The following is a 25,977-nucleotide window of genomic DNA, read 5'->3' on the forward strand; positions in this document are numbered from 1 at the left end:
ATTTGTACCAGTTGGTGGTCAAACACCAATTTCTTTTTCATAGCAATTTTCCCACTCTGGTCACAGAGTGGGTTTTTTTTTGAGATTTTGTCTGATTAGAATTACAATACGTTGTATTTTTAACGTAGAAATTAGAAACTCATGAAAAAAACTGCTAAAATAATATCAGCCCTGGTAATACTGCTATTTTTAATATTAGTGCTCACTCCAATATTTTTCAAAAAGCAAATAAAAGCAAAGATCATTACTGAAGTAAACAATACGATTAATGCACAATTTACCATTGAAAGTATCTCTTTAAGTTTCATCACTAGTTTCCCGGATGCCTCTATTGACCTCAAAGAAGTCCTCGTAATAAACAACGCACCTTTTAAAGGTGACACTTTAGCTTATCTCAAAAACGTTCAACTAGAAACTTCTATCCAAAATTTACTTTCACAAAAACTAACGATAGATAAATTTTCTGTCTCAGATGCTGTCATAAACATTAAAACTAACAAGGAAGGTGTAGGCAATTATGATATCACCCACCAAAGTCAAAACACCCAAACAGAACCAGCTGCAAACACGAGCTCAAATTTATCTTTACACATAGAAGATTACGGTTTTCATAACATTCAATTCAATTACATAGATCAAAAGAGTTTGATTTCAATCAATGTAAAAAACTTCAATCATAGCGGAAAAGGTACTTTCTCTTCTGAAAACGTACTTCTAAAAACTTTCTCATCGATTGAATCTTTCAGTTTTTCTTCAGAAAACTTGAGCTACATTAAAAACGCCAAACTATCATGGGATGCTAACATAAACCTAGACTTAACTAGTTTCAAGGTAACATTCGAAGAAAACGTAGCACATTTCAATGACTTAATCTTATCTTTCCACGGCTATGTTCAACCAACAGATACCGGCATAGCAATGGATTTAGATTTCGATTCTAAAGGTTCAAAATTCAAAAGCTTGCTCTCTTTAGTTCCTTCTGCCTATTCTTCAAATTTTGCAGATGTAGAAGCGAATGGAGAATTAAATTTCGACGGAATAGCAAAAGGAGTCTACTCAGATACTTCCGTACCAAAATTCAACGTCAACATCAATACAAATAATGCATCTTTTCATTATCCTGATTTACCAAAATCTGTATCTAACATTTATATCGACACCAACATCAATAATAAAACAGGAAACATTGATGATACACAAGTAGCTTTAAAACGATTTGATGCAACAATAGACCAAGACACCTTTAAAGCTTCCAGTTACATAAGCAACCTTACAAGTAATCCGCACGTAAAAGCGGCCTTAAAAGGTACTATCAACTTAGGCAATTTATCGAATGCCTATCCATTAAACTTAGAGGAAAAACTAGAAGGAACCGTTGTATTTGACTTACATTCTGAATTTACACAAAGCGCAATAGAAAAAGAATTATACCAAAACATAGGCAACAAAGGAAGCATTACTCTAAAAAACATGAAAGTGGAAACGGACATGCTACCGCATCCAATGGCAATTCAAGAGGCGTCTTTAAAATTTACTCCTAAAGACTTTAAACTCGAAAAATTTAATGCAAAAACGGGTACAAGTGACTTAAATGCTAAAGGAACCTTGACCCATTTGATCGGATTTGTATTTGGTGAAAAAGAACTAACAGGTGAGTTCACGATAATGTCAAATAACATAAATGCGTTCGACTTACTTAGTGAAACTGAAATTGCTGATACGGATAACGAACAAAAAGAAACAACCTCATCTGAAAGTATAGCTATCAAAATACCAGAAAAAATAAACATCACAACAAAAGTATTTGCAAAAAAGGTGCGTTATGATAATATCATTTTATCTAACATGCGTGGTACAATGCGTATCAAAGATCAAAAAGCTATTTTTGAAAACACTTCTGCGAAATTATTGGGTGGAACTATAGCATTAGAAGGAAATGTTGACACTAGACCAACTCCAAGTGTATTTGACTTTTCAATGGCTTTAAAAGAGCTCGATATAGTAGAATCGTTTTCTACCATAGACTTATTCTCTTCTATTGCACCCTTTGCAAAAGCATTTAATGGAAAAATGTCTACTTCCATGGACCTAACAGGAAGTTTAGATAATGATTTTTTTCCAGACATGAACAGTTTAACCGGTGATGGCCTCTCTAAACTTCAAGTCAAAGAAATAGATCCTAAAAAATCAAATGCATTGAGTTTGCTAGAAAACAATTTTAGCTTTGTTGATTTCAAAAAACTCGACATGAAAAAAATTCAAACTGCGATAAAATTCGAAAACAGTGCAATTTCTTTTCAACCATTCAAAATCGCTACCTATGATGGTGTACCAATAAAAATAGAGGGTTCGCATAGTTTTGACAATAAAATGAACTACAATCTCAACACGCAGATTCCGGTTCAAATGCTGGGAAAAGAAGCTACAAATTTGCTATCTGGACTTTCAGACGAAGAGGTTAGAAATATGAAAGTACCTATCAAAATAAACTTAAACGGAAATGTAAACAAACCCAACGTTGTTCCTGATTACTCGACTGCACTAAAAGCTGTTTCAGGAAAAGTACTTGAATCACAAAAAAACAAATTACTGAAATCTTTAACAGGTGACAGCAAAGATAAAGATGGTAACAAGAAGGAAAGCGAACTAGAGAAAGCAGCCAATAGTTTATTGAAAAAGCTTTTCTGATGTTTTGTTAAAATTTGTTAAAAGTGTTTTTCTATTAAACCATTCTATATTCTTGAAGTCTTAGGTTTGAACTTTAAATAAATATATCATGAAAAATCACTTTTTAGTACTATCGTTATTATGTTGTTTTGTATTCAGCGCACAAGCACAGAAAAAACAGCATAAAAAACCAGAATTCACAGTTGAACAACAGACTACATTAGACGTTAAAAAAATGATACTTGCTTTAGATTTGTCGAGTTCACAACAAGAGAAAATGAGACCAGTGCTTCTTGAGATGAACACAAAGAAACAAGCTGCCATGGCAGAAAGAGGCAAGAATAAGAATACATTGAGCACCGATGAATTGTACTCAAAAATGATTGCAAAACTAGATGATCAAATTGCTTTTCAACAAAAAATAAAAGACATCTTAAAAAAAGACCAATATGCTCAATGGAAAGAGTATCGTTCGCAAAAACACAAAGCCGAAATGCAAAAAAAAAGCAAACAAAAACACAAAACAAAAAAACAATAATTTTGTCTTAAGCAATAAGCTCTATCCAAAAAAAATCCTTTCGAAATTCGAAAGGATTTTTTTTTAATTTAATTCTTCAATGTGATTTTTCATCCAATCAACACAAGAATCAAAGTCTTTAAATAAATGATCTTTTGGAATGATATTAGGTATGGTTTTAATTCTCTCCATCATATATCTAGGTTGTTCTAACAAACCTTCCATCAAAACGATAACTCCAGCATTGGTTAACTCGACCAACGTTTCTTCGATTACATACAGCCCAGTCTGATCCATGTAAGGCATTCTGCACATTCGCAATACAACTACTTTAGCTGAACTAGGTATTTGTTTCGACATTTGCTGAAAATCACTAGTCGATCCAAAAAACAACGGACCTTTTACACGTTCGATATAAACATGCTCCTTCAAATTTTCAGGAAAGTTTTGTTCATCTTTCCATCCTTCTTCATTTTTCAGTGTTTTTACACCCGAATGACTTGCGGTAACATCACCGATACGTTTCATAAATATCAATGAAGCAATGATCAGTCCAATTCCAACTGCATTTACTAAATTCCAAAAAGTAGATAATAACAATACAGTTACCATAATAACTACTTCAGAACTCAACATAAACGGACCTACTTTCATTTCTCTAGGTAAAGATGGGATAGCCTTTAAACCTTTATAATCCATCACTCCAATCCCAACAGTCACCAAAATTCCGGCCAATACTGCTGCAGGTATTTTAGAGGCAACCGGACTCAACGCCAATAATATTACCAACAACACCAAACCAGAAATCATACCCGATAATTTTGTTTTTCCTCCTGAGTTGATATTTACAACTGTTCTAATCGTTGCTCCTGCTCCAGGGATTCCACCAAAAATAGCTCCGATTGAGTTTCCTATACCTTGACCGATTAATTCTTTATTTGGGTTGTGTTTCGTTTTAGTCATACTATCAGCAACAACACTCGTAAGCAAAGAGTCAATAGCACCTAATAATGCCAAAGCTATTGCAGAAAATATATAAGGTGTAAAACTAGTCAAACTAAATTTTGTGAAAATTTCAAGATTTGGAATTGGCAATCCACTTGGGATTTCTTGAATAGACTTGTAATCTAACCCAAAACCAAAAGCAACTCCAGAAACCACTAATAATGCTACTAAGGTACTTGGGATTGCCGTTGTTATTTTCTTAAATCCAAATATAATGAAGATCGTACTCGCAGCAAGAACCAACTCAAGCCAATTGATATGTTGCAATGCATTTGGTAAAACTCTAAACGTACCTATTACTCCAGATGCATTTTTTGCTGCCAAAGATTTAGCCTCTTTGTCAATATCAGCTTCTGTAATCTTTTTAGATTTTTCAATAGACTGCTCAAAATGTCCAATCGATAAAATTTCTTCTCCCTCAGCATCATCGATAATCCTATGAAGAATTGCATCTTTAGCTTCACCTTTAAAAGTTTGAACATAAGCTATATCTTCTTTTGGATAATAACCTACAGCTGGTAAAATTTGCGTAATCAAAATAATAACACCAATCGCAGTCATAAATCCTGATACCACAGGGTAAGGAATGTATTTTATGTATTTCCCAAGTCCTAGCAACCCCAGTCCTACTTGAATGATACCTGCAAAAACAAAAACTCCGAGAATCAGTGGCAATGCTTTTGCTACATCACCGTTATTTGCTCCGATAATACCAGCTATGATAACCATACTTACAGCTGTCATTGGTGCCGTAGGGCCTGATATTTGTGTATTAGTACCACCGAATAGCGCCACGAAAAAACTTAAAAATATAGCTCCATACAATCCAGCACTTGGCCCCAACCCAGAAGAAACACCAAAGGCCAATGCTAATGGCAATGCAACAATTCCGGCTGTGATACCACCAAAGGCATCTCCTTTAAAATTTGAAAATAAATTCTTCATTTTTTTGATTTTTGTTCTTAAACAATTCTCGAGCAAAAGTAGCCTCAAATTTTATTTGATAACATGACATTCATCAACTACTCTTTTTCAGCGCGCAAAGATAATTGCTTTGATAGAATTGATAAAAGAAAAAGTTTCATAATTGAAAGTTTTCGACGCAGAAAAAATCCTACCAAAAAAATTGATAGGATTTAAATATATTTCAAAAAAATCTAAGAAATTATTTCTTAAATTTTGCGTATTTAGTTTTAAACTTGTCAATACGACCAGCTGTATCAACCAATTTAGATTTACCTGTATAGAAAGGGTGAGATGTTCTAGAGATCTCTAATTTGATCAATGGATATTCAACTCCATCAACATCGATAGTTTCTTTAGTATTTGCTGTAGAACGAGTTAAGAATACATCGTTGTTAGACATATCTTTAAAAGCAACCATTCTGTAGTTTTCTGGATGTATACCTTTTTTCATCTTTATATATTTTAATCTTTAATTCTTTTTTTGAGACTGCAAATTTAACGATATTTTTTAGATTACAAACAAATAAATTGTTTTATTTGTTATCAAATCATTTTAACTTCAAAAAACTGCAAATGTCAATCAAATTTTCGACTATACTTTTATCCATCAGCTTGTTAGTTATCTCATGTGGAGACGATATTGAATTCAAATTCATCAGTCCAAAAAAAATTAATATTGACCAAAAACTAACACTGAGTGTAAAAGAAACAAACGGAAAGAACTATGACTCAGTAAAATTTTACTTAGACGGAAAAAACCTAGCACTACCAAACAATAGCAGTATCAGTATTGAAAACCGTATATTAGGTGTTCATGCTTTAAAAGCCGAAGTATACTTCGACGGCAAACAAAAAACATTGAACAATACCATTTATTTTCTAGCATCTAAAAAACCTGTAGTTTACGGTTATAAAATCATCAATACATTCCCTCATGACGATGAAGCTTTTACCCAGGGATTTGAATTTCACGATGGGTATTTATTCGAAAGCACAGGACAAAATGGAGAATCTTCTATAAGAAAAACAGACGTAAACACCGGTAAAGTTCTTCAGATAAAAGAATTGGATAAAAAATATTTTGGAGAAGGTATTACAATTTTTAATAACAAAATATACCAACTTACTTGGAAAGCGAATACTGGGTTTGTGTACGATTTAGATACATTTGAACGACTAAAAAGCTTTACTTATGGAAAAAGCAAAGAAGGTTGGGGACTTACAAACAATGGCCAAGAACTTATCAAATCTGATGGAACAGAAAGAATTTGGTTTCTAGATCCAGAAACTTTAAAAGAAAAACATTTTATAGAAGCTTATACAAACAAAAGGAAAGCAGAAAGCTTGAATGAAATAGAATACATTGACGGAAAAATATATGCGAATATTTGGCAAAAAAACACCATCATTATCATCAACAGTACCAACGGAACTATTGAGGGAGTTGTTAATTTAAATAATTTAAGAGCGAAAATCGACAAGCCAGACACTACGAAGTCTTATGTATTAAACGGAATCGCTTACGATAAAGAATCTAAACGATTATTTGTCACGGGTAAAAACTGGAACAAAACTTTTGAAATCGAACTTGTAAAAAAATAAGCCAAGGCTAGAACAACAAAATAATTCCTACTTCGTAGAGTTCAAAATAATGTATCTTTACAAAAATATATTCGATGAGAAATTTACTTACTTTTCTAAGCTTATGTGTCATTTTGCTGTTGTCTTTTTCATGTAGAAAAGATTTTACCTCGATACCGAGTTCTGGAAACTTAACTTTTTCTACCGATACTGTTTTTTTAGACACCGTGTTTTCTAATATTAGCAGTAGCACCTATGCTTTAAAAGTATACAACCCAAGTTCTGACGATATCAACATACCATCTATCAATCTCGGAAGGCAAGATTCTTACTACCGATTAAATGTTGATGGACAACCAGGTACTTCGTTTCAAAATATATTGTTAAGAGGGAAAGATAGCTTGTATATTTTTATAGAAGGAACAATAAACTACGCATCTGAAAGTCCTCTTTATACCGACTCCATTGTCTTTGATGCTGGAGACAAATTGCAAGATGTAAAATTGGTTACACTTGTGCAGGACGCACATTTTATTTATGTCAATAATGAAATTGATACCGATACGATTACTCCGTATTTTATTTCAAATGCATCAACGAGAAAAATACATTATTTAACAGATGAGGAAATTGCAATATTCAACGATGAGGCAAATCAAAAATCAATCGTTATTTACGGTTACTGTGGTTTAGCGTCTGGAAAAACCCTCACAATTGCGAAAAACAAAAAAATTCATTTCCATAAAAATTCTGCTTTGGTCATTGAAAAAGACGCCAGTTTAATAGCTAACGGAACCTTAGACGAAAAAATTACCATTGAAGGAGATCGTTTAGAGCCTGAATTCAGTGAAATACCTGGTCAATGGGAAGCGATTTGGTTGAGAGCTGGAAGTAAAAATAATAGTCTAAACCACATAAGTATTCGAAATGGCGCATTCGGAATTGTATGTGATTCACTTAGTACCGACGGATCTACTCCTACGCTATCAATAAACAATGCTGAAATTTATAATAATTCTGAATACGGAATATTAGCCAACCACTCGAATATTACAGCCGAAAATTTAGTGATCGGAAACACCAGAAACGCTTCACTAGCAATCGTTAATGGAGGTACATACGATGTAAACCATGCGACTTTTGCAAATTACTGGTCAGGTAGTATTCGTAGGGCAAGTACTGTGCAAATAGGTAATACCAAAGTCTTTGATTTCCCTGAAGAAACCAGTACAAACCTTAGTGTATCAATTACAAACAGTGCTATTGACGGAAATAGTGGTCAAGAATTATTTTTAGAAAAAAACGAATCAGACACCTTTGATTATTTGTTTCAAAATTGTGCAATTAAATTCACCAATACCTCGTCAGATCCTTTGTATGATTTTACAGACACCAACCACTATATTGAAATTTTGTTAAACGGATCAGCCAACTATTTTGACACCTCGCTGAATGAATTTATCATTGGTGAAGAAAGTGACTTTATCAACAAAGCTGATGCTACTAATGCGGCAAGAACTCCTTTAGACATTTTAGAAGTAGACAGAACTAGTGCACCAGATATTGGTGCATACCAACATATTATTTTCCCTACCGAAGAATAAAGAAAAAACATATGAAAAACGTAGTAATTACCGGAACTAGTAGAGGGATCGGTTTTGAATTAGTGCAGCTTTTTGCAAATAAAAACTACAATGTTTTAGCGCTTTCAAGAAATGCTGAAACGCTAAAAAAAATCAAGCACAAAAACATCACGCCATTAGCAATAGACATTACTTCTAAAAATGACCTGAAATTGGTTGCTGATTTCATTGACAAAAACTGGCAACAAGTCGATGTATTGATACACAATGCAGGAACTTTATTAAACAAGGAGTTTTCGAATACTACTACCCAAAACTTCATTGATGTATATAAAGTTAATGTTTTTGCTGTAGCCTCTGTAACACAAGCACTACTCCCCTACCTTAAAAAAGGCAGTCATGTGGTAACCATCAGTAGTATGGGTGGTATACAGGGAAGCATGAAATTTCCTGGACTCGCAGCCTATAGCTCATCGAAAGGAGCCGTAATTACGCTCTCTGAACTATTAGCCGAAGAGTACAAAGAAGAAGGCATCGCATTCAATGTTTTGGCCATTGGAGCTGTACAAACCGAGATGCTTCAAGAAGCCTTCCCTGGTTACCAAGCACAAATACAACCCGAAGAAATGGCGGCTTATATTTTTGATTTTTCTACTACGGGAAACAAATATTACAACGGAAAAGTGTTGCAAGTTTCTAGTACAACTCCATAAAACCCAAAATTGCAAGATATATTTGATCACATACCAAAAGCTGCACATTCAAAAGTTAAAGAGTACCTCGAAACTTATACTTTTGAAATTCAGATAAAAAAAGAACGCAGTACAAAACATGGAGATTTCAGAAAAAGAAAAGATGGCACCTTTTTAATCACTGTAAATGAAAATTTAAACCCAAAACAATTTTTGCTGACACTCGTTCATGAAATTGCGCATTATGTGACTTATAAGAATTTCGGTAAAGTACAACCGCATGGAAAAGAATGGAAAATGACATTCAAAGAATTGATGCTTCCATTTGTGAACCCTGAAGTATATCCAGACACCGTTTTACCACATTTGGCAAAATATTTACTCAATGCCAAAGCCAGTACAGATAGTGACATAAATCTATCATTAGCACTAAAACAGAACCAGATTGATTCAGATAAAAATTATATATTTGAATTGAGTTATGGAACCCGTTTCAAGTTAAAAAACAGGCAATTCGAGTTACTCGAAAAAAGACGCACAAGATATATTTGTTTAGATACAAATACGAATAAAAAATACTTAATCAACCAAAACACAGAGGTAATACCTTTAAAACAACATGAATAACAAAAACAACTACGCAGTAATTATGGCAGGTGGAATCGGATCTCGATTCTGGCCAATTAGTACCTCTGAAACTCCAAAGCAGTTTCATGACATGCTCGGAAAAGGAAGTTCTTTGCTTCAAAAAACATTTATGCGTTTGGAAGCATTGGTTCCGACAGAAAACATGATCATTGCAACTAACAAAAACTATAAAAATCTTGTTTTAAATCAATTACCAAACGTATCTGAACAACAGTTGTTTTTAGAACCTGCGATGCGAAATACTGCACCATGTATTTTAGCTACGGCATTAAAGGTATATAGCCAAAATAAAGACGGAGTTATGTTAATTGCTCCCTCAGACCATTGGATAGAAAACGAAGACGAATTCATCAGAAATATTCAAACTTCTTTCGATGCATGTAATGAAGCTGATATATTAATGACACTTGGAATAAAACCAAACTCTCCCAATACCGGATATGGTTATATTCAGTTTGAAAACGAATCTAAAGATGTAAAAAAAGTAAAACAGTTCACAGAAAAACCAAACCTTGAAACAGCAAAAGAGTTTCTAGCTCAAGGAGATTATTTATGGAACGCAGGTATTTTTGTTTGGACAGCAAAAAGCATTATAAAAGCTTTCAAGGAACACTTACCAGACATGTATGCGATATTTGAACAAGGAGCTACGGATTGGAACACGACAAATGAACAAGAGTTTATTGACAAAAATTACGCGAATTCAGAAAATATTTCGATTGACTTTGGTATCATAGAAAAAGCCAACAACGTTAATGTTTTACCTGTAGATTTTGGATGGAATGATTTAGGTACTTGGGGGTCTTTATATGACAAACAAGCAAAAACCAAAACAGAAAACGTGACCCTTGGTGGAGAAGCAATTTATAGAGAATCTGAAGGAAACATCGTAAAAACACAAACACATAAAAAAGTAGTAATACAAGGTCTCTCAAACTATATTGTGGCTGAAAAAGACGGCGTATTACTTATTTGTCCGAAAGAAAACGAACAAGATATTAAAGAAATTGCTGCCGAGGCAAAAAAAGAATTTGGTGATATTTAATATAACTCACAATTAATTCCATGGAAAACAACGACCAGGAAAACGAGAAATTAAACGAGCACAAAGAAGGTGTAAAAAAAAGTTACTCTGCATTTTTTGCAAGTGTAAGAGCTTTTATGGTAAACCTTTTGGATATTCGTGAAGGAACCGACCAAAAAGAAACCATCCAAAAAATAAAAGATGGTATTCAGGTAAAGAGTCACACCGCATGGATTCTTATATTCTCTATATTGATTGCCTCGATCGGACTTAACACTAGTTCAACGGCCGTTGTTATTGGCGCCATGTTAATATCTCCGTTAATGGGTCCTATTTTAGGTATCGGACTTTCTATCGGTATCAACGATATTGACACCTTACGAAGCTCTCTGATCAATCTGGGAGTAATGGTCGGACTTAGTTTGAGTTCGTCTTTTATATTTTTTAGCATTCCATTGTTTCAAGAGGCAACACCCGAAATTCTTGCTCGTACCCAACCCGATGTTAGAGATGTACTTATTGCACTGTCTGGGGGTCTTGCATTGATTATCGCACTGAGTAGAAGAAAAGAATTGACAAATACAATCGCAGGTATTGCTATTGCAACAGCCTTGATGCCTCCTTTATGTACTGCTGGTTACGGATTGGCAACATGGAACTTTAAATTTTTTGGTGGTGCCATGTTTTTGTTCACCATCAACACCATTTTTATCGCTTTAGCTACTTTTGTAATTGTAAAATTCTTGAATTTCCCGATGGTTCGTTATATAAATTCAGGGAAAAGAAGACGTATTTCACAAGTTGCCTCAACTGTCGCATTGATCATTTTTGGCTTTAGTATTTACTTATTTTATGGGTTATTCAAAAAAAATCAATACGTTCAAAATGCCTATAGATATATAGAAGTGTTAGGAGAATCGACTGGAGCGGGAATTATAAAAACAGACATTGATTACACAACCCGAAATATTAGAATTATTGTTTTAGGCCACAACATCAAGAAAAACGAATTGCCGGCATGGCAAGAAAGGCTACCAGAATTTGGTTTAGAGCAAACTACATTGGAAATTCATCAAGATGAAGAAACGTCAAAATTAATTGATGAGATCAACATTATCAAAAGCTCGTATGTAAAAAATCAAGAAATGATTGCTTCAAAAGAAGAAACCATTCAAGAAAAAGAAGCCAGAATTCGAGATTTATCTGATCGATTAGAAGACATTGAAAGACGTCAAATACCTTTTATCAATATCAGTGAAGAGGCCAAAATAAACTACGAAGGTTTGAAAGCTATAAGCTTCTCAAATCTCATCAAAACAAATTTTGCAACCATAGATACTGTTCCTGTTTTCTATATTCAATGGCATGATAGTATTCAAAACACCGATCAAAAAGAAGTTCAATTAAAAAAATGGCTAAAGAAACGTTTGGAATTAGACTCACTTCAATTGTATCATTTTTCCGGAACTAATGAATACAATTTCAAAGGAAAAAAAATCAAGTAACGCTTTTTTCTAGTTTAAAATGTTTAACAACAAAGATAACTCAACTAATCTAAAGAATTTTTTCTTACTATTTTTCGGCATACTCTCTTTCTTTATAATTAGATACATATTGATTGGTCTAGAAAAAACAGAACAACAATCATTGCTGTTTGTAATCGTCCCAATCATTGCAGGAATTTCATATGAAAACAGAAAACTCTCTAGCGATTGGAAAGTTTTACTTCTTAAAATTTTCTCATCTATAATAATAGGTATGTTTGCATTTATCTATGATAAGCAAAATGGACTTATCACTTTTAGCGATCGATTACAGCAATCTATTGAAATCTTCATACTCGCGTTTGTGGCAATTTCTAGTTTCTACCATAACAAAAAAACAACCCTTAAATTAACCGAAGGAAATACTTTATTATATTCTTTATCTTTCGTTTACTGGATAATTGCAGCTGATTTTACAATATATAATATTTCTATATTGGGCATCTCAATTATATCATTTCCAATCATGTATTCGATTTTCCATGCCATAACCAAAACCAAATTAACAAATAAATCGAGATTATATTTAAGTATTTGGAGTTCTGCAATTATATTATTTTTCTCAATAAACTACTTATTAAAACTTAGTAAAAACTACAATCCTGAAAATATATTTCTCAATCTTGGAGAGTTTTTTATTCTGGGAGTTTCCCTAATTTACATGTTTCAAAACGCCGTGTTAATACTTGGCTACTTATTAACAGATAAAAATGATGAACTGAAACAAGAACTCAACAACAAACATATTAGTAGATATTCTTCAGAGCAAGTAAACACAAAAGACTCTGTAATTGTCATTATATTTTGTGGTTGTGTTTACTCGGCTAATTTTTTGCTAGAATTAACCTCTAGTGAAACACTAATATGGATTGTTTTTATTATCACTCCGTTTTTAATAAAAATTAAAAACTTATTGAAAACTAAGGCTCAATGAAAAAGATACTACTGCTCTCAGATACGCATAGCCATATTGATGCACAAATCATAAAATACATCAAACAAGCTGATGAAGTTTGGCATGCAGGAGATATTGGAGTCATTGAAGTGGCAGACACCATAAAAAAACTGAAGCCTTTACGTGCAGTTTACGGAAATATTGATGACAAAACTGTCAGGGCAGAATATCCATTAGATCAAAAATTCGAAGTAGAAAAAGTATCGGTTTGGATGACGCATATTGGTGGTTATCCGAATAAGTATAATTTTAGGATAAAGGAAGAAATACAGATAAATCCACCCAAAATATTTATCAGTGGTCATTCGCACATATTAAAAGTACAATTCGACCAAAAGCTAAATTTGTTGCATATGAATCCAGGTGCAGCAGGTAAACATGGGTTTCATAAAGTTCGTACCATGTTGCGATTCGAAATAGACAAAGAAGAAATTAAAAACTTAGAAGTAATAGAATTAGAAACCAGAAGCTAAAACAATTATAAAATTCTATTTAACTTTTCAAATAATTTTTTCTTTAAGCCTGTATAATCTACTACCATCTCTAGAATTGACTCTCGTTCTTTACCCTCACCCATCTCTTCAATCAATTCTTTTATTTTTCTTTCGATAAGCACTCTTCTAAGATTTAAAATCGCATCAGTAACTAACTTTGGCAATACTTCATCTTTTGCAGTTACCATAATATCTTGAGACTCCCAATCACTTAAAATGTGTTTTTCATCATCCATCAAAATATCAGTAACCGTTTGAGAAATATCAGCATCCTGATGACTTGTAAGTTCTTCAATAGAAATATGTTGTTCTTGATTTAGCTTTTCGATAATAGATGTGTAAATTTTCTGAAAAATCTCATGTGAAAACTCAACCTCATCATCTTGCAACTGCAAATACAATTCTTGAGAAACGACAGTGGTATATTCTTCTTTGATCATTTTCACTTGACCAAACTCGTTAACTTCTTCAATCCAATCTATAAAATCGACTTCATTATTTCCGTAAATCAATAAAATTTTAATGATTTCTCGTTCAAATAATTCAAGTGTATTGACTTCTTTAACGACTTGTTTTTGAGCTGAAACTCCCATTCCCTCAGCCAAACGCTGCGTTCTAGTTTGTCCACTTACAGCACCTCCACGTGTTGAAGGTGTTTGTCTAGAATCATTGGAATTGTTAGCTACTTGTGAATTTTCACGCTCAGCTTTTCTTCTAAGTTGTTGTTCTTTTTGGTACGCATCTCGCTCAGATTTTTTGCTAATCTGTGCCAACTCGTTAAACAGTACCGTTTCAGAAATTTCCATGATACGAGAACATTCTTGAATATAAACTTCTCGTTGAATGCTATCAGGTATTTTAGAAATACTCGTAACAATATCACGTATTAAGTTCGCTTTTTTGATCGGATCATTCTCTGCATCCTTCATCAAAAGTGACACCTTAAAATTGATGAAATCCGTAGAGTTTTTTTCTAAATATTCTTTCAGTTCTTCCGTAGAAACACGCTTTGAAAAACTATCTGGATCATCACCGTCAGGAAAAATGAGAACGCGTACATTCATCCCTTGTTCTAAAATCAAATCGATACCCCGTATAGAAGCACGAATCCCGGCGGCATCACCATCGAAAAGTACCGTAATATTTGGTGTTAACCTTTTGATAAGACGTATCTGATCAGGTGTTAGTGCAGTTCCCGAAGAAGCAACTACATTTTCTACTCCAGCCTGATTCATTGAAATTACATCGGTATATCCTTCCACCAAATAACACATATCTTCTTTGGATATCGTTTTTTTGGCATAATAAATACCATACAGTACTTTACTTTTATGGTAAATATCACTTTCTGGTGAATTGAGGTATTTTGCTGCTTTTTTATCCGCCTTTAAAATTCTTCCACCAAACCCTAGCACGCGACCACTCATGCTGTGAATCGGAAACATTACTCTCCCCTTAAAACGGTCGAACTGCTTACCTCCTTCTTTGGCTATCGTCAATCCGGTTTTAGTTAAGTATTCTAAATCGTAACCTTTTCTAATAGCTGTATCTGTAAAAGCTGACCAATCATCTAAGTTATACCCTAACTCAAACTTTTTTATTGTTTCATCTGTAAATCCACGCTCTTTAAAATAGCTCAAGCCAATCGCTTTCCCTTTCTGATTATTTAATAAAACATCGTGGTAATAGTCTTTGGCAAAATTAGAAACGATATACAAGCTCTCTCTTTCATCAGCAGCTTCCTTTTGCTCATTGGTTTGTTCTGTTTCTTCAATTTCAATAGCGTATTTTTTTGCCAAATATCGAATGGCTTCCGGATATGAAAAGTGTTCGTGTTCCATCAAAAAGGTGACAGCGTTCCCTCCTTTACCAGTACTAAAATCTTTCCAAATTTGTTTTACTGGAGACACCATAAAAGATGGTGATTTTTCATCCGTAAAAGGACTCAATCCTTTAAAATTACTACCTGCTTTTTTCAAAGTTACAAACTCACCAATAACCTCCTCAACACGGGCAGTTTCGAAAACACGATCAATGGTAGTTCTAGATATCATTTAAAAAAAATTGAAACACAAATATAACCCTTCTTTAACAAAAACAATAACTCAATTATAATATAAATATCGTGAAAAAAACTACATTTGAACAAAATCTAACGGATGAAAAAACAAGTTAAACAACTCATATTTATTGCACTTCACCTAGTGCTAATATCAAACTACTCGCAAAGCAACACACAGAAACCTTCTGAGCACGAAAACGAACTAAAGCTTAATATGTCTTCAGTCATTGCAATTGCTTCTGCAGACTTTACTTACGAAAGAGTGTTGAATGCAGAGTCTTCAATTGGTATTTCAGGTTTTTATTTGTTAAACAACAGCAGTAATATTAGCTACTACAAAACTTTTTCTGTTACTCCTTATTACAGAAACTATTTTACAAATTATAGCAAAGGACTTTTTTTAGAAATTTTTGCGACTTATTATCAAAGAAAAGAGGATTTAGATCCTGGTGACCTAACTGTAGATGCTTATTCAAACAATGCTGCACTCGGTATTTCTTTTGGAAAAAAATGGGTGACTCCGAATAAATTTATCATTGAACTGTATGCTGGTATCGGGAGAAATTTCTACAACGACTTAGATTTATCTGCACCGGTGATTGGTAGAGGAGGATTGATTGTCGGAAAAGGGTTTTAAATTTCAACATAAAAAAAGCACCCATCGACATGCTCAGGGTGCTTTTTTTTATTAGTTATTGCTATTAGCTTGCTGCTTTTAGCTTTTTCAACGTTGACTTTGTTAGTTTCGCTTCAGCGTACTCTTTATCTACATTGAACTCTTTTTCATCAGAACTTGGCAGTTCGAACATTGCATCAGTTAAAATAGCTTCACATAGTGAACGCAATCCACGAGCACCTAGTTTGTATTCTAACGCTTTTTCAACAATATAATCCAAAGCTCCATCTTCGATACTAAACTTTACCTCATCCATTTCAAATAGTTTCGTATACTGTTTGATTAACGAATTCTTAGGCTCTGTTAAAATAGAACGCAAAGTCTCAGCATCCAAAGGATTCATGTAACTCAATACCGGTAAACGACCGATAATCTCAGGAATCAATCCGAAAGTTTTCAAATCACTTGGTATTACATACTGCAATAAGTTTGTTTCGTCAACGTTATCAACGGCCATTGCAGCCGAATATCCAACAGCTTGACGATTCAATCGATTGCTGATATTTCTTTCAATTCCAGCAAAAGCACCTCCAGCAATAAATAAAATATCTTTGGTATTGACTTCGACAAATTTTTGATCTGGGTGTTTTCTACCTCCTTTTGGCGCAACATTTACAACAGTTCCCTCGAGTAACTTAAGTAAGGCTTGTTGCACCCCTTCACCAGAGACATCACGTGTTATTGAAGGGTTGTCGCCTTTACGAGCAATTTTATCAATCTCATCAATAAAAACAATCCCTCTTTCTGCTTTTTCAACATCGTAATCTGCTGCTTGTAACAAGCGACTAAGAATACTCTCTACATCTTCACCTACATAACCTGCTTGTGTTAAAACAGTGGCATCTACAATTGAAAATGGCACATTCAACATTTTAGCTATTGTTTTAGCAATCAATGTTTTACCTGTTCCAGTTTCTCCGACTAATATCATGTTGCTTTTTTCAATTTCAACATCTGATTTATCGTCTTTAGGCTGCATCAATCTTTTGTAGTGATTGTAAACCGCAACTGCCATTGTTTTCTTAGTTTGATCTTGTCCGATAATGTATTGTTCTAAAAAAGCCTTTATCTCGGTAGGCTTTTTTACTTCAAAATCTGCTTCAGCTGAAACTTCTTCAGCCTCAACAATTTCTTCCAGAACTATTCCATGAGCTTGCTCAATACATTTATCACAGATATGAGCATCCATTCCGGCTATCAGCAAGTCTGTTTCAACTTTTTTACGTCCACAAAACGAACACTCTAAACTTTCTTCTTTCGACATCTTTCCTTATTTGCGTTAATAAAGTGCTACACGGCACCCTAACAGGTCTAATTTATTTATTTCTTGATAAGATTTCATCTACCATACCATAGGCTTTCGCCTCGTCAGCTTTCATCCAGTAATCTCTATCAGAATCGTCATGTACTTTTTCAATAGACTGTCCTGAATGCTTTGAAATAATTTGGTACAACTCGTCTTTTAATTTTAAGATTTCACGAGCTGTAATTTCAATATCACTAGCTTGTCCTTGCGCTCCACCCAATGGTTGATGAATCATAATTCTTGAATGTGGTAAAGCAGAACGTTTTCCTTTTTCTCCTGCACACATTAAAACTGCACCCATAGAAGCCGCCATACCGGTACAAATCGTTGCTACATCTGGCTTGATAAATTGCATCGTATCGTAAATACCCAATCCTGCATATACACCTCCTCCAGGTGAATTGATATAAATTGAAATATCTTTATTTGCATCTACACTTTCCAAAAACAACAATTGTGCTTGAATGATATTTGCTACTTGATCATTGATCCCTGTTCCTAGAAAAATAATTCTATCCATCATCAACCTTGAAAAAACATCCATCTGAGTAATATTCATTTGACGTTCTTCCATAATATACGGAGTTACAGAACTTCGTAGCTTATCGTAATGCATGCTATTTATTCCGTGATGTTTTGTTGCGTATTTTTCAAATTCTTTTCCGTAATCCATCTGATTCTATTTTTTAATTATAGTTTGTAAAGGTACTAAGATAATCCGTAACTTTTGGTACAGCGAGATGCTGAAATACTCGATACCAATTATGGTTATCCTTCTATCGTCAATATAAAACATTCTGCTCAAAACAAACAAATAGAAATTATTTTTTTATAAAAATTTTAAACTTTAATTGTTATCAAAAGTCATCCTCTAGAAAAGAAATAATTCTTTACCTATCTTTGTATAATAACTCAAATTTTTTGACGTTAAAACGTCTATTAGTTTTTATCGATCAACCAAAAAAAAGAACATATGAAAAAAGTACTTGTAGCTTTGTTGCTACTATTTGTTACCCTAGGTACTAACGCACAAAGACAAAAGTTAGAAAATGCCTTTGAAACAAATGGAAGCTTAAACGATAGATTTATTTACTTAGAGAAAACCTCTACCAATTACAAAGAATACAAAGTAATTACAAAAAGTAAATTTCTTGAACTTCAGCAAAATGTAAATGACTCGATTCGTTTCCATAAAAATCTTCAAAACAAAAAAGACGCAGAGATCAATACACATATTTCTGAAATTGAAGCACTTCAATCAAAGGTAAAAAGCCTTAATGAAAAATTAAACGATGTTACAAATGACAAAAACTCAATTTCAGTTTTTGGAATAAGTATGTACAAAACAAATTACAATCTTATTGCTGGTATTATCATTGTTTTACTTCTTGCCATCGCACTTTTCTACTTGTATAAATTTAACAATAGCAATGTGGTAACAAAAGAAGCCAAAAAAACACTAGAAGAAACTCAAAACGAATTTGAAGCTTTCCAAAAAAGTTCATTGATTAGACAACAAGAATTAAGCAGAAAACTACAAGACGAAATTATCAAAAACAGAAAAGATTAGTTTCATCATCAAAAAAACATCAAACAGTATTCTACAAAAGGGTACTGTTTTTTTATGCTTGTATTTTTCCACTCAATAAAGTCGAATCTAGATTGAGAAGATTACCTTTGCAAAAGAATACAAATTGATATTATGAGGTTTTCTGACTTAAATTTAAACACACCCTTACTAAACGCTCTTGACGAATTAGGTTTAGATTATGCTACACCTATCCAAGAAAAAGCCTTTCCGGTAATTTCATCTGGTCGAGATGTTGTTGGTATTGCACAAACTGGTACAGGTAAAACTTTCGCATATTTATTGCCGTTGCTTAAACTTTTAAAGTATTCAGAGCAGAAACACCCTAGAGTACTAATAATTGTACCTACCCGTGAGTTGGTTTTACAAGTAGTTGAAGCTTTAGAAGAACTTACACCTTACATCAACACAAGAATTGGTGGGGTATATGGTGGAGCTAATATCAATACCCAAAAACAACTTATTTTTGAAGGACTCGATATACTAGTCGCAACACCAGGTCGTTTGATTGACTTGGGCTTAAGCAAGGTTTTGAACCTAAAAAAGATTCAAAAATTAGTTTTAGATGAAGTAGATGAAGTTTTAAATCTTGGCTTCAGACATCAACTTGAAACTGTGTTAGACATGTTGCCTGTTAAAAAACAGAGCATACTTTTTTCAGCAACCATGACAGAAGAAGTAAGCGGTATCATCCAGACATTTTTTAAAAGTCCTGAAACCGTTGAAATCGAACGCTCTGGAACACCATTAGAAAAAATTGAACAGCGCATTTATAATGTAAAAAACTTTTACACCAAAGTTAATTTACTTACTTATTTGTTAGATCAAAGTGATATTTATAGCAAAGCACTTGTCTTTGTAAAAAATAAAAGAGTTGCTGATAAACTTTTTTCTGAACTAGAGAACCTTGGTAAAACCGACGGTATATCAGTTATACATTCTAACAAAACTCAAAACTATCGAATACAAGCCATCAAAGGGTTTCAAGAAGGCATTCACAGAATATTAATTGCTACTGATGTATTGGCAAGAGGTATCGATATTGAGGGAATTACACATGTAATCAACTTTGATTTACCTAAAGATGCCGAAAACTACATACATAGAATTGGTAGAACCGGTAGGGCCGAAAATGAAGGTAATGCCTTGAGTTTTGTTACTGAAGAAGATCAAGAAACTTTTGAAGGGATTGAATCTTTAATGCATATAAAAGTTGAAGTTTTAGAATTCCCTGGAGAAGTTGCTATTTCAAACAAAATGACCGAAGATGAAACGCCAAAAGAAATCATCAAGCCTTATCAAAAAAAGCGTTCTAAAGAATTCGCTCCCGGACCTGCATTTCACGAAAAGAAAGAGAAAAACAAAAAGACCAACCAAGGGGGTTCTTATAGAAGAGAATTGGCAAAAAAATACAAGAAACCAAAAACAAGAGGACAAAAACGAAAATAATTTTTTTCGCAACAAGTAAAAATATCTAGGACTGCTATCAATCGAAAAAAATTGAATCACAAACAGTCATAAAACAAAAAAGTACCCTTCGACTAGCTCAGGGTACTTTTTTTACTTTAAAGAAAATTCTTTTTCTTATTTGTAAACTTCTTTTACAAAAGCATCGTAAGTAACTTCTTTTTCTTTGAACGTAATGTTCTCTTTATAGAAGTCTAATAATTTTTTACTTACCAATTGATCTTGCAAACGTTTTGCTTCGTCTTGATTGCTCAATACTCTGTTTGCAATATCTTCTAATTCTTTATCTTCTGGACTCATGTTTCCGTATTGAGCCATTTGAGCTTTGATGAAACCTTTAGCATATTCTTTCAACTCTTCGTAATCTAATTTGATATCGTTAGCCGACATGATTTTACTTTCAATCAATTGGTAACGTAAACCTTTTTCAGATTTTTCAAATTCTTCAGCAGCTTGCTCTTCAGAAATTGGATTCTCTCCAGCAGTAGCTAACCATTTTTTCAAGAAATCAGCAGGTAAATCAAATTTTGTATTTGCTACTAAATATTCAGTAACACTATTTAATAATTGTTGCTCTGATTGTTGCTTGAATTGATTTTCAGCATCTTCTTTAATTTTACCTCTCAATTCTTCTACTGTAGAAACATTTCCTTCTCCGAATAATTTATCGAACAATTCTTGATCCAAATCAGCCAATTCAGTTTCTGTAATTTCTTCAACAGTAAATGTAACAGGAATTTCTAAACCTTGAATTTCATCATGAGATAATCCAAGAGCTCCCATTAATTTATGATCATCTTCGAATAAATTCTTTGTCTTTAACTCTAAAACATCACCTACTTTAGCTCCAACGAATTTTTTAAGATTTAATTTTCCTTTGATATCAGAAACAGCAATCGTAGATTTTTTTTCGATTTCTTTTTCTGCATTTACAAAAGTACCAGTTACACTAGAAGTTTCTGCTGCCGCATCAACTGGGTTGATTTTTCCAAAACGAGTTTGTAAATTCTCAACTTCTTTATCGATTAAGCTTTCTTCAGCAACAATATTGTATTGAGTGATTTTTTTCTTAGCACTTAAATCAACATCAAACTGAGGAGCTAAACCTAATTCAAACTCAAAAGAAAAATCTTCTGCATCCCAATCAAAAGCTTCGTTTACTTTAGGTAATGGATTCCCTAAAATATCTAATTTTTCTTCTGTTAAATAGTTGTTCAAAGATTCTTGCAACATTTTGTTGATCTCGTCAATCATTACTGACTTTCCATATTGCTTCTTCACCATCCCCATAGGAACATGTCCTTTTCTAAAACCAGGAATATCCGCTTTTTTACGGTAATCTTGTAAAATAGTTTCTACTTTGTCTTTGTAATCTGCAGCTGTAATATCAACTTTTACAACAGCATTTAACGAGTCTATACTCTCTTTTGTAATATTCATCTTAATTCTTTGACGTTTAAATTCCTTAAAATTGGGTGCAAAAATAATACTTTTTTGCGAACTGAACAACCTTTAACTTATTCTATTTCTTGGAGTTTGGTCGTCTTCAAGCAGTACAGAAAAAAGGACAGCTCGTACTCCCCAAAGCAGCAAGCTAAACAATAGTGCCGAGAAGAATCCCGAAACCACAAATCCATCTACCATATTACTCGCCATCAACACAATACCCGCGTTGATTACAAAAATAAACAAGCCCATACTTAAAATGGTTGCAGGTAATGTCAGCAAAACTAATATAGGTCGTAAAAAAGTATTCAATAACGCCAAAACTGCAGCGACCCATACAGCAGAAGTGTAGTTTGTTACGGTAATTGACGGCATTAATTTTGAAATAATTAGCACAGCAACCGCTGTAACTAATATTTTGATCAGTGTTTTCATATTTTATGTTTTATATTGTTAACCTGCTAAAACAGTACCAAAACAAATTTACTGACAAAACATCACTAATCAACTCAAAATCACTGCACTTTTGTCTTATTTGTTCTTAGTTTTGAAGAAAATGCTTCATCTCAGCTAGAAATTCTACCGGATTTTCAGCATGCAACCAATGTCCGGCATTCGATATTGTTTTTATATCAGAATTTGAAAAATGAGCTTGAATTAATCCCGTATCATCATCAGAAATATACCCTGAATTTTCTCCTTTCAAAAACAATGTTGGACCATTGTATTCGGTAAAAGAAGGCAACGGTTCTCCAATTTCATGATTGTTCTCTGTTAAGCTCTCCAAATTGAATCGAAATGCCAAAGTTTCTTTGGTTTCTCTGTATACATTTTTTAACAAAAACTGACGCACTCCTTCCTCATCAATATATTCTTTTAGCACATCATCTACTTGAGTTCGTAACGTGATTTTTGAAAAATCGACAGCATTCAAGGCTTCCAAAATTTGATGATGATGTGGAGGATAATTTTTAGGAGCTATATCTGCAATGATCAATTTCTCTACTTTTTCTGGATAATTTACAGCAAACAGCATTGCGGTTTTACCCCCCATTGAATGACCGAGAATTATTGCTTTTTCAAGACTATGAAACTCCATATAATGCAACAAATCTTCTACCAACAACTCATAATCAAAATCATCGGAATGAAAACTTCGCCCATGATTTCTTTGGTCAATCATATGCACTTGAAAATCCTCTGCCAATTTATTAGCTTGTGATTTCCAATTGTCTCCCATACCAAAATAACCATGTAATATCAACAAAGGTTTTCCTTCTCCTTGAATTTTTGAGTGTAAAACATCCATATTAGAAACTTAAGCTTTCATTTTATTTTTATACATATTCACTACATTCTGTAGTCCTAAATACAAAGACTCAGAGATCAATGCGTGACCTATCGACACCTCTGCCAAATGTGGAATATTTTTTGCAAAAAATGCAATATTCTCTAAACTTAAATCGTGACCTGCGTTTACTCCCAGACCTAACTCATGTGCCAACTGAGCCGCAGCCGCAAACTCTTTGATTACTTCTGAATTTCCTTTTGCATATTCCACTGCAAAACTCTCAGTGTACAACTCAATTCTATCAGCACCCGTTTCTGCAGCTCCCTTTACCATCTCTTGAAACGGATCTACAAAAATTGATGTTCTTATTCCTGCTTCTTTAAACTCTGCTATAGTTTTTTTTAAAAAATCTTGATTAGCAATGGTATCCCACCCTGCATCAGACGTAATATTGTCGTCACCATCAGGAACCAAAGTTACCTGTGTTGGTTTTATTTCAAGAACTAATTCTTTAAATTTTGGAATCGGATTTCCTTCGATATTATATTCAGTGGTTACAATTTCTTTTAGATCATATGCATCTTGATAACGAATATGTCTTTCATCAGGTCTCGGGTGAATCGTGATTCCTTCTGCTCCAAACCCTTCAATATCTGCTGCAACCTTCAATAAATCAGGTGTATTACCTCCTCTTGAATTACGTAAAGTTGCTATTTTATTAATATTAACGCTTAATTTCGTCATCTGTTCTTTCTAATCTAATTGATATATTTCTCTTGCTATTTAAAAAAGGCAAAAGTACATCATTTAGATGAAATTTTGTTAATTTGCAGTTTTTAGAATACGCCATGAATTTAGAGGACTATATCTCAACAGATCTACCATCAATTTACATTGAAGATTCAATCGATGCTGCTCGACAAAAAACACTGAATCAAAACGCTAGTCATTTTCCTATTATCGAAAACGGCAAACTTTATGGTTCTATTGCAGAAAGTGATCTGAATACTTTTGAAGACAAATCAAAAAAAATAGCAGACTACAAATACACATTCGAACTATTTTTTGCAACGGATGAAGATTCTTTATTAGATGTTCTTACCTTATTCTCACTGCATGAAACCAACATCTTACCAGTACTAAACAAAGACAAAAAGTATGTTGGCTTTTACGACCTTACCGATGTATTATCTTTATATGCCGAAACTCCTTTTCTCAAAGAAGAAGGTGCTGTGCTCGTTTTAGAAAAAGACAACAATTCGTATTCTACCAGTGAAGTAACTCAGATTTCTGAAACAAATAATGCCAAGGTTTTTGGATTTTTCATTTCTAAAAAAACAGAAAAGACCACTCAAATTACACTAAAAATCAAAACAGACAACATCAACGAAATCATACAATCGTATAGGAGATTCGAATACAATATTATCTCAAATCATGAAGATGATTCTTACTTAGAAGATTTGAAAAACAGGTCTAATTATTTACAAAAATATTTAAGCATTTAATTGTTGCAAAACAAACCACCGCATAGCATGAAAAAAGCAGCCATTTTTGGACAAGCATATAAAAACACTGACCGAGAATATTTCGAAGTTCTTATTGAGAATTTAGTGAAATTCAATGTTGAGATTTTCATAGAAAAAGAGTTTGTCTCGATCTTAGCAGACTTAGGAGTAGAAAATCTTAACTACCCTACTTTTTCACAAAACAGCGACCTTGACAGTTCCTTTGATTTGATGTTTACTCTCGGTGGAGACGGTACAATTCTAAACGCAGCTACCATATTAAAAGACTTAAGAATTCCGATTTTAGGGATCAACACAGGTAGACTAGGTTTTTTAGCGACTGTGCAACGCAAAGAAATTGAAAATACGATTCAGTCACTAATAAACAATGAGTTTACCATTCAAGAAAGAGCACTTCTTCAAGTAGAATCTAACGATCCGAACATTGATTTTAAAGGTGTTAATTTTGCATTGAACGAGATCACAATTGCTCGAAAAAACTCAACTTCTATGATCGGTGTTGAGGCATACTTGAACGACGAATACCTCACAACTTATTGGTCAGACGGACTAGTTGTTGCAACTCCAACCGGCTCTACAGGATATTCTTTAAGCTGTCATGGACCTATCATCATGCCAGAATCTAATAACTTCGTTCTAACACCTATTGCGCCGCACAATCTTAGCGCTAGACCACTAGTTATACCAGACAAAACTAAAATAAAACTTAAAATAATTGGTAGAGAGAAAGAATTCTTTTTATCGTTAGATTCCAGAGTATCAACTGTTCCTTTTGAAATAGAACTTACACTTACAAAAGCGTCATTCCCAATACGAATTATTCAGCTGAACCAACAGACTTTCATCAGTACGCTTCGAGAAAAATTATTCTGGGGAGAAGACAAAAGAAACTACACAAATTAATCAGTAACTTCTCTTAACAGACCACAATAAAGC

Annotated in this window: 24 protein-coding genes; 15 read left to right on the top strand and 9 right to left on the bottom strand. The window is 33.5% G+C overall.

Features of this window, described 5'->3' with window-relative positions:
- The first annotated feature begins 141 nt into the window (after positions 1-141).
- Together F6P99_RS01040 and F6P99_RS01045 are read left to right on the top strand one after the other, a co-directional pair.
- Entirely contained in the window at positions 142-2,688 is a 2,547-nt protein-coding gene (locus tag F6P99_RS01040; RefSeq protein ID WP_152285586.1) for an AsmA-like C-terminal region-containing protein, read from the top strand.
- 88 nt (positions 2,689-2,776) lie between these two features.
- The gene (locus tag F6P99_RS01045; RefSeq protein ID WP_152285587.1) at positions 2,777-3,205 is read left to right on the top strand and encodes a hypothetical protein; all 429 of its coding nucleotides are present in this window, start codon (positions 2,777-2,779) and stop codon (positions 3,203-3,205) included.
- Between the two features lie 63 nt (positions 3,206-3,268).
- Here F6P99_RS01045 and F6P99_RS01050 read toward each other — a convergent pair whose 3' ends face one another.
- Positions 3,269-5,134, bottom strand: coding sequence for a SulP family inorganic anion transporter (locus F6P99_RS01050; RefSeq protein WP_152285588.1), 1,866 nt, complete (start codon positions 5,132-5,134; stop codon positions 3,269-3,271).
- Between the two features lie 220 nt (positions 5,135-5,354).
- Entirely contained in the window at positions 5,355-5,606 is a 252-nt protein-coding gene (locus F6P99_RS01055) for a type B 50S ribosomal protein L31 (RefSeq protein WP_152285589.1), read from the bottom strand.
- Positions 5,607-5,728: 122 nt separating this feature from the next.
- On the opposite strand from F6P99_RS01055, the gene F6P99_RS01060 reads away from it, so the two are divergent.
- The 8 genes from F6P99_RS01060 to F6P99_RS01095 all read left to right on the top strand — a co-directional run bounded on the left by F6P99_RS01060 (position 5,729) and on the right by F6P99_RS01095 (position 13,655).
- Entirely contained in the window at positions 5,729-6,757 is a 1,029-nt protein-coding gene (locus F6P99_RS01060; protein ID WP_152285590.1) for a glutaminyl-peptide cyclotransferase, read from the top strand.
- Between the two features lie 74 nt (positions 6,758-6,831).
- Positions 6,832-8,340, top strand: coding sequence for a hypothetical protein (locus tag F6P99_RS01065; RefSeq protein ID WP_152285591.1), 1,509 nt, complete (start codon positions 6,832-6,834; stop codon positions 8,338-8,340).
- An 11-nt stretch (positions 8,341-8,351) separates the two neighbouring features.
- Positions 8,352-9,032 carry an SDR family NAD(P)-dependent oxidoreductase gene (locus F6P99_RS01070; protein WP_152285592.1) on the top strand — a complete coding sequence of 227 codons (681 nt, stop codon included), beginning with the start codon at positions 8,352-8,354 and terminating at the stop codon, positions 9,030-9,032.
- 9 nt (positions 9,033-9,041) lie between these two features.
- On the top strand, positions 9,042-9,638 hold the full coding sequence (locus F6P99_RS01075; RefSeq protein WP_193315967.1) for a SprT-like domain-containing protein: 597 nt from the start codon (positions 9,042-9,044) through the stop codon (positions 9,636-9,638).
- Complete coding sequence (locus tag F6P99_RS01080; RefSeq protein ID WP_152285593.1) at positions 9,631-10,704, top strand: mannose-1-phosphate guanylyltransferase; 1,074 nt, start codon at positions 9,631-9,633, stop codon at positions 10,702-10,704. Before F6P99_RS01075 ends, F6P99_RS01080 begins: the two co-directional genes overlap by 8 nt.
- Positions 10,705-10,724: 20 nt before the next feature.
- A complete protein-coding gene (locus tag F6P99_RS01085) occupies positions 10,725-12,188 on the top strand; it encodes a DUF389 domain-containing protein (RefSeq protein WP_152285594.1) in 1,464 nt (487 codons plus the stop codon).
- Between the two features lie 109 nt (positions 12,189-12,297).
- A complete protein-coding gene (locus tag F6P99_RS01090) occupies positions 12,298-13,161 on the top strand; it encodes a hypothetical protein (RefSeq protein ID WP_152285595.1) in 864 nt (287 codons plus the stop codon).
- Complete coding sequence (locus F6P99_RS01095) at positions 13,158-13,655, top strand: metallophosphoesterase family protein (RefSeq protein WP_152285596.1); 498 nt, start codon at positions 13,158-13,160, stop codon at positions 13,653-13,655. The genes F6P99_RS01090 and F6P99_RS01095 overlap by 4 nt, the downstream gene beginning before the upstream one ends.
- Before the next feature lie 5 nt (positions 13,656-13,660).
- On the opposite strand, the gene dnaG is transcribed toward F6P99_RS01095, so the two are convergent.
- On the bottom strand, positions 13,661-15,730 hold the full coding sequence (gene dnaG / locus F6P99_RS01100; protein ID WP_152285597.1) for a DNA primase: 2,070 nt from the start codon (positions 15,728-15,730) through the stop codon (positions 13,661-13,663).
- A gap of 105 nt (positions 15,731-15,835) precedes the next feature.
- Between dnaG and F6P99_RS01105 the strand changes: the two genes are divergently transcribed.
- A complete protein-coding gene (locus F6P99_RS01105) occupies positions 15,836-16,375 on the top strand; it encodes a DUF3575 domain-containing protein (RefSeq protein ID WP_152285598.1) in 540 nt (179 codons plus the stop codon).
- 64 nt (positions 16,376-16,439) lie between these two features.
- On the opposite strand, the gene clpX is transcribed toward F6P99_RS01105, so the two are convergent.
- Positions 16,440-17,678, bottom strand: coding sequence for an ATP-dependent Clp protease ATP-binding subunit ClpX (gene clpX, locus F6P99_RS01110; protein WP_152285599.1), 1,239 nt, complete (start codon positions 17,676-17,678; stop codon positions 16,440-16,442).
- 52 nt (positions 17,679-17,730) lie between these two features.
- Positions 17,731-18,393 (bottom strand): ATP-dependent Clp endopeptidase proteolytic subunit ClpP, encoded by a 663-nt coding sequence (clpP, locus tag F6P99_RS01115; protein WP_152285600.1) that lies wholly within the window; start codon positions 18,391-18,393, stop codon positions 17,731-17,733.
- A gap of 300 nt (positions 18,394-18,693) precedes the next feature.
- Between clpP and F6P99_RS01120 the strand changes: the two genes are divergently transcribed.
- Both F6P99_RS01120 and F6P99_RS01125 read left to right on the top strand, forming a co-directional pair.
- The gene (locus tag F6P99_RS01120) at positions 18,694-19,290 is read left to right on the top strand and encodes a tRNA (guanine-N1)-methyltransferase (RefSeq protein ID WP_152285601.1); all 597 of its coding nucleotides are present in this window, start codon (positions 18,694-18,696) and stop codon (positions 19,288-19,290) included.
- Positions 19,291-19,422: 132 nt separating this feature from the next.
- On the top strand, positions 19,423-20,757 hold the full coding sequence (locus F6P99_RS01125; RefSeq protein ID WP_152285602.1) for a DEAD/DEAH box helicase: 1,335 nt from the start codon (positions 19,423-19,425) through the stop codon (positions 20,755-20,757).
- A 135-nt stretch (positions 20,758-20,892) separates the two neighbouring features.
- Here F6P99_RS01125 and tig read toward each other — a convergent pair whose 3' ends face one another.
- From tig to F6P99_RS01145, 4 genes are all read right to left on the bottom strand, one after another.
- Positions 20,893-22,215 (bottom strand): trigger factor, encoded by a 1,323-nt coding sequence (tig, locus tag F6P99_RS01130; RefSeq protein WP_152285603.1) that lies wholly within the window; start codon positions 22,213-22,215, stop codon positions 20,893-20,895.
- 72 nt (positions 22,216-22,287) lie between these two features.
- Entirely contained in the window at positions 22,288-22,656 is a 369-nt protein-coding gene (locus F6P99_RS01135) for a phage holin family protein (RefSeq protein WP_152285604.1), read from the bottom strand.
- A gap of 106 nt (positions 22,657-22,762) precedes the next feature.
- Positions 22,763-23,530 carry an alpha/beta fold hydrolase gene (locus F6P99_RS01140; protein WP_152285605.1) on the bottom strand — a complete coding sequence of 256 codons (768 nt, stop codon included), beginning with the start codon at positions 23,528-23,530 and terminating at the stop codon, positions 22,763-22,765.
- A 9-nt stretch (positions 23,531-23,539) separates the two neighbouring features.
- On the bottom strand, positions 23,540-24,256 hold the full coding sequence (locus tag F6P99_RS01145; protein WP_152285606.1) for a pyridoxine 5'-phosphate synthase: 717 nt from the start codon (positions 24,254-24,256) through the stop codon (positions 23,540-23,542).
- A gap of 83 nt (positions 24,257-24,339) precedes the next feature.
- Here F6P99_RS01145 and F6P99_RS01150 point away from each other — a divergent pair, with 83 nt between their 5' ends.
- Together F6P99_RS01150 and F6P99_RS01155 are read left to right on the top strand one after the other, a co-directional pair.
- A complete protein-coding gene (locus F6P99_RS01150; RefSeq protein ID WP_152285607.1) occupies positions 24,340-25,020 on the top strand; it encodes a CBS domain-containing protein in 681 nt (226 codons plus the stop codon).
- A gap of 27 nt (positions 25,021-25,047) precedes the next feature.
- On the top strand, positions 25,048-25,944 hold the full coding sequence (locus F6P99_RS01155) for an NAD kinase (protein ID WP_152285608.1): 897 nt from the start codon (positions 25,048-25,050) through the stop codon (positions 25,942-25,944).
- Positions 25,945-25,977 lie beyond the last annotated feature (33 nt).

Source organism: Flavicella marina (genome assembly GCF_009193215.1).
GTDB lineage: Bacteria > Bacteroidota > Bacteroidia > Flavobacteriales > Flavobacteriaceae > Flavicella > Flavicella marina.

What these genes read in the sequence shown, in the direction of transcription:
- F6P99_RS01140 (WP_152285605.1), bottom strand. Translation starts at nt 23,530, where the DNA reads ATGGATGTTTTACACTCAAAAATTCAAGGAGAAGGAAAACCTTTGTTG.
- F6P99_RS01065 (WP_152285591.1), top strand. Translation starts at nt 6,832, where the DNA reads ATGAGAAATTTACTTACTTTTCTAAGCTTATGTGTCATTTTGCTGTTG.
- F6P99_RS01050 (WP_152285588.1), bottom strand. Translation starts at nt 5,134, where the DNA reads ATGAAGAATTTATTTTCAAATTTTAAAGGAGATGCCTTTGGTGGTATC.
- F6P99_RS01105 (WP_152285598.1), top strand. Translation starts at nt 15,836, where the DNA reads ATGAAAAAACAAGTTAAACAACTCATATTTATTGCACTTCACCTAGTG.
- F6P99_RS01085 (WP_152285594.1), top strand. Translation starts at nt 10,725, where the DNA reads ATGGAAAACAACGACCAGGAAAACGAGAAATTAAACGAGCACAAAGAA.
- F6P99_RS01055 (WP_152285589.1), bottom strand. Translation starts at nt 5,606, where the DNA reads ATGAAAAAAGGTATACATCCAGAAAACTACAGAATGGTTGCTTTTAAA.
- F6P99_RS01120 (WP_152285601.1), top strand. Translation starts at nt 18,694, where the DNA reads ATGAAAAAAGTACTTGTAGCTTTGTTGCTACTATTTGTTACCCTAGGT.
- tig (WP_152285603.1), bottom strand. Translation starts at nt 22,215, where the DNA reads ATGAATATTACAAAAGAGAGTATAGACTCGTTAAATGCTGTTGTAAAA.
- F6P99_RS01145 (WP_152285606.1), bottom strand. Translation starts at nt 24,256, where the DNA reads ATGACGAAATTAAGCGTTAATATTAATAAAATAGCAACTTTACGTAAT.
- F6P99_RS01040 (WP_152285586.1), top strand. Translation starts at nt 142, where the DNA reads ATGAAAAAAACTGCTAAAATAATATCAGCCCTGGTAATACTGCTATTT.
- F6P99_RS01095 (WP_152285596.1), top strand. Translation starts at nt 13,158, where the DNA reads ATGAAAAAGATACTACTGCTCTCAGATACGCATAGCCATATTGATGCA.
- F6P99_RS01070 (WP_152285592.1), top strand. Translation starts at nt 8,352, where the DNA reads ATGAAAAACGTAGTAATTACCGGAACTAGTAGAGGGATCGGTTTTGAA.
- clpX (WP_152285599.1), bottom strand. Translation starts at nt 17,678, where the DNA reads ATGTCGAAAGAAGAAAGTTTAGAGTGTTCGTTTTGTGGACGTAAAAAA.
- F6P99_RS01125 (WP_152285602.1), top strand. Translation starts at nt 19,423, where the DNA reads ATGAGGTTTTCTGACTTAAATTTAAACACACCCTTACTAAACGCTCTT.
- F6P99_RS01080 (WP_152285593.1), top strand. Translation starts at nt 9,631, where the DNA reads ATGAATAACAAAAACAACTACGCAGTAATTATGGCAGGTGGAATCGGA.
- F6P99_RS01060 (WP_152285590.1), top strand. Translation starts at nt 5,729, where the DNA reads ATGTCAATCAAATTTTCGACTATACTTTTATCCATCAGCTTGTTAGTT.
- clpP (WP_152285600.1), bottom strand. Translation starts at nt 18,393, where the DNA reads ATGGATTACGGAAAAGAATTTGAAAAATACGCAACAAAACATCACGGA.
- F6P99_RS01135 (WP_152285604.1), bottom strand. Translation starts at nt 22,656, where the DNA reads ATGAAAACACTGATCAAAATATTAGTTACAGCGGTTGCTGTGCTAATT.
- F6P99_RS01155 (WP_152285608.1), top strand. Translation starts at nt 25,048, where the DNA reads ATGAAAAAAGCAGCCATTTTTGGACAAGCATATAAAAACACTGACCGA.
- dnaG (WP_152285597.1), bottom strand. Translation starts at nt 15,730, where the DNA reads ATGATATCTAGAACTACCATTGATCGTGTTTTCGAAACTGCCCGTGTT.
- F6P99_RS01045 (WP_152285587.1), top strand. Translation starts at nt 2,777, where the DNA reads ATGAAAAATCACTTTTTAGTACTATCGTTATTATGTTGTTTTGTATTC.